General features: G+C 62.4%; 2 protein-coding genes and 1 pseudogene. All 3 read right to left on the bottom strand.

The genetic code is table 11. The features are described 5' to 3' along the window. Nucleotides 1-431, bottom strand: a pseudogene (locus VDP82_RS15650) (NADH-quinone oxidoreductase subunit N); the annotation flags it as partial. A 9-nt stretch (nt 432-440) separates the two neighbouring features. Next, nucleotides 441-1,991, bottom strand: a complete 1,551-nt coding sequence (locus tag VDP82_RS15645; protein ID WP_323015757.1) for an NADH-quinone oxidoreductase subunit M — start codon at nt 1,989-1,991, stop codon at nt 441-443. Beyond that, nucleotides 1,991-3,598: NADH-quinone oxidoreductase subunit L (nuoL, locus tag VDP82_RS15640; RefSeq protein WP_323015756.1), on the bottom strand; the 1,608-nt coding region annotated here is incomplete at its 5' end. The genes VDP82_RS15645 and nuoL, both read right to left, overlap by 1 nt.

Raw genomic sequence — 3,598 nt, 5'->3', positions numbered from 1 at the left:
TAGAGCGCCAGCGACTGCAATTCCAGCCCGACATAAAGGCTCATCAGGTCATTGGCCGAGACCATGGCCATCATGCCCAGCGTCGCCAGCAGCACCAGGATGGCGAATTCGAACTTGTGCGTACCGGTCTCTTCTGCGCGCGGCAACGCCATCAGCAGCGTGAAGGCGGAACCGCCCAGCACCAGCACCTTCATGAAACGCGCAAAGCTGTCGGCGATGAAGACGCCGTTGAAAAGAATACCTTCGGCCGGCGCCAGCATCAGCAGCGCCGCCACGACAAACAGCAACAGGATGGCGCCGTAGGACACAAGGATGGAGCGTTCCTTGTTGATCACCACACCCACCAGCAGCAGCACGAGCGTGCCCACGGCCAGCAGCATTTCCGGGTAAGCCGGCATCAGGCCCGCGAAATCAATGACGTCTGAGTTCACGACTCTCTCCTAATGGCCTGCGGGGGCGGCGGCCGGCTCGGCATGGGCGAGCGTCGCCTGCGCCTCGGCGAGCGATACGGCGGGGTCGAGCCCGACCGCATTGGCATAGTGGGTAACGAGGTTGTTCACCGCTCCGGCGGTCGTATCCAGGATGGGGGCCGGATAGAAGCCAAAGAAAATGGTGAGGACGATCAGCGGGTAAAGGATGAACTTCTCCCGCAGGCTGAGATCGAGGATGCCCTTGAGGCTGTCCTTGGTCAGCGCCCCGAAGATGATGCGGCGATAGAGCCAGAGCGCATAGCCGGCCGACAGGATCACCCCGAAGGCGGCGCAGAACGCCACCCAGGTATTGACCTGGAACACGCCGATCATGGTCAGGAACTCGCCGACGAAACCGGAGGTGCCCGGCAGGCCGACATTGGCCATGGTGAAGACCATGAAGGCGAAGGCATAGCGCGGCATGCGCTCGACCAGACCGCCATAGGCCGCGATGTCGCGGGTATGCATGCGGTCATAGATGACGCCGACGCACAGGAACAGCGCGCCCGACACGATGCCGTGCGAGATCATCTGGAACATGGCGCCCTGAATGCCCAGCGCATTGCCGGCGAAGATGCCCATGGTGACGAAACCCATATGGGCCACCGACGAATAGGCGATCAGCTTCTTCATGTCGGTCTGCACCAGCGCAATCAGCGAGGTCAGGATGATGGCGGCGACCGAGAGCACGAAGATGATGTTGGCGAACTGCGCCGAGGCATCGGGGAACATGGGCAGCGAGAAGCGCAGGAAACCGTAGCCGCCCAGCTTGAGCAGGATGGCGGCCAGGATCACCGAGCCGGCGGTCGGCGCCTGCACGTGTGCCTCGGGCAGCCAGCGATGCAGCGGCCACATCGGCATCTTGACGGCGAGCGAGGCGAAGAACGCCCACCACAGCCAGGGCTGCCAGCTCTTGGGGAAGTCATGCGTCAGCAGCTTGGTGATGTCCGTGGTGCCACCGCTCCAATACATGGCCATGATGGCCAGCAGCATCAGCACCGAGCCGGTGAAGGTATAAAAGAAGAACTTGTAGCTGGCCTGGATGCGCGCCGCCCCGCCCCAGACGCCGATGATCAGGAACATCGGCACCAGCGTGCCTTCGAAGAAGACATAGAACATGGCCAGATCGAGCGTGGTGAACACCCCGATCATCAGCGTTTCCAGGATCAGGAATACGACCATGTATTCCTTAACCCGGTTGTTCACCTCCCAGCTTGCCAGGATGGAGAAGGGCATCAGCAGCGCGGTCAGCACCACGAACAGCACCGAAATGCCGTCCACGCCCATGCGATAGCCGATAGTGTCGCCGATCCAGGCGTAATCGACCGTGAACTGGAAGCCCGGATCGTTGATGTCGAAGCTCTGCCAGAGCGCCAACGACAGCACGAAGACGATCAGCGTGGTGACCAGCGAGGTCCAGCGGATGGCGCCCAGTGCCGTGCGCGGGAGCAGCAGCAAGATGGCAGCGCCTACGAGCGGCAGCCAGGTCAGGACCGTGAGAATGGAATTATTGAAGGTCATCAGAACAGTCCCCCGGCCGCGATGGCCCAGGTCAGCAGCGCCGCGATGCCGATCAGCATGGCGAAGGCATAGTGATAGAGATAGCCGGTCTGGAGCCTGACCATCCATGCGGTGACATTCTGCACGCGCCGCCCGAGGCCACCGACCAGCTTGTCATCCACCAGCCAGTCATCGAACCCCTTCCACAGCATGTTGCCGACCCAGAGCGCGGGCTTGACGAAGATGGTGTCGTAGAGCTCGTCGAAATACCACTTGTTGAGCAGGAATTTGTAGAGCCCCGGATTGCTCGCAGCCAGGCGGGCGGGCGTGTCGGGCCGGCGGATATACATGTACCAGGCGCCGACAAAGCCCAGGATCATGGCCACGGTGGCGCTCCACTTCACCCAGAGCGGCACGTGGTGCGCCTCCTCGATGATGGCGTGGTCGACCACGATGGAGCCGGCGAAGAAATGCTCCACATGCTCCACATCGTGGAAGAACATGCCATAGAACACCGCGCCGGCCAGAACGGCCCCGGCAGCCAGCACGAAAAGCGGCACCAGCATCACCTGTGGCGGCTCATGGGCATGGTCATAGGCCGAGCCATGAGCGTCATGCCCGTGATCGTCATGGGCGTCGTGCCCATGCGCAGCCGGGCGCGGCGCGCCGTGGAAGGTGAGGTGGATCAGGCGCCACGAATAGAAGCTGGTGAACAATGCAGCGACCACCAGCATCCAGAAGGCGAAGGAGCCTGCATTGCCGCCAACCGCATAGGCAGCCTCGATGATCGAATCCTTGGAAAAGAAGCCGGCAAAGCCCAGCCATTCCGTTCCGGGAATGCCGACACCGGTCAGGGCCAGCGTGCCGATCAGCATCATGGCGTAGGTAACGGGAATCTTGTGGCGCAACCCGCCCATGTTCCGCATGTCCTGCTCATGGTGCATGGCGTGGATCACCGCGCCGGCACCCAGGAACAGCAGGGCCTTGAAGAAGGCATGGGTGAAGAGGTGGAAGACGCCGGCCGAATACGCCCCTGCCCCCAGCGCCACGAACATGTAGCCGAGCTGCGAGCAGGTGGAATAGGCGATGACGCGCTTGATGTCGTTCTGCACCAGGCCCACGGTCGCCGCGAAGAAGGCGGTGATGGCGCCGATGACCATGATCACGGTCATGGCCACGGGCGAGCTTTCGAACAGGGGCGAGAGTCGCGCCACCATGAACACGCCGGCCGTCACCATGGTGGCGGCATGGATGAGCGCCGACACCGGGGTCGGGCCTTCCATGGCGTCCGGCAGCCAGGTGTGCAGCAGGAACTGTGCCGACTTGCCCATGGCGCCCATGAACAGCAGCAAGCACACCACGGTCATCGCATCCAGATCCCAGGAGAGGAAATGGAGAATGGGCAGGCCGGTATTGGTGAAATCGGCGACAGCGGCGAAGGCATTGTCGAAGTCGATATGGCCGAGAACCAGGAAGGACCCGAAAATCCCCAGAAGGAACCCGAAATCGCCCACGCGGTTGACGACGAATGCCTTGATGGCCGCCGCCGACGCGGAAGGGCGCGTATACCAGAAGCCGATCAGCAGATAGGAGGCGAGGCCCACGCCTTCCCAGCCGAAGAACATCTG

Origin of the sequence: Devosia sp. (assembly GCF_034675085.1) — a bacterium.
Lineage (GTDB): Bacteria > Pseudomonadota > Alphaproteobacteria > Rhizobiales > Devosiaceae > Devosia.
This window is presented reverse-complemented; position numbering and strand designations above follow the sequence as displayed.

What these genes read in the sequence shown, in the direction of transcription:
- VDP82_RS15645 (WP_323015757.1), bottom strand. Translation starts at nt 1,991, where the DNA reads ATGACCTTCAATAATTCCATTCTCACGGTCCTGACCTGGCTGCCGCTC.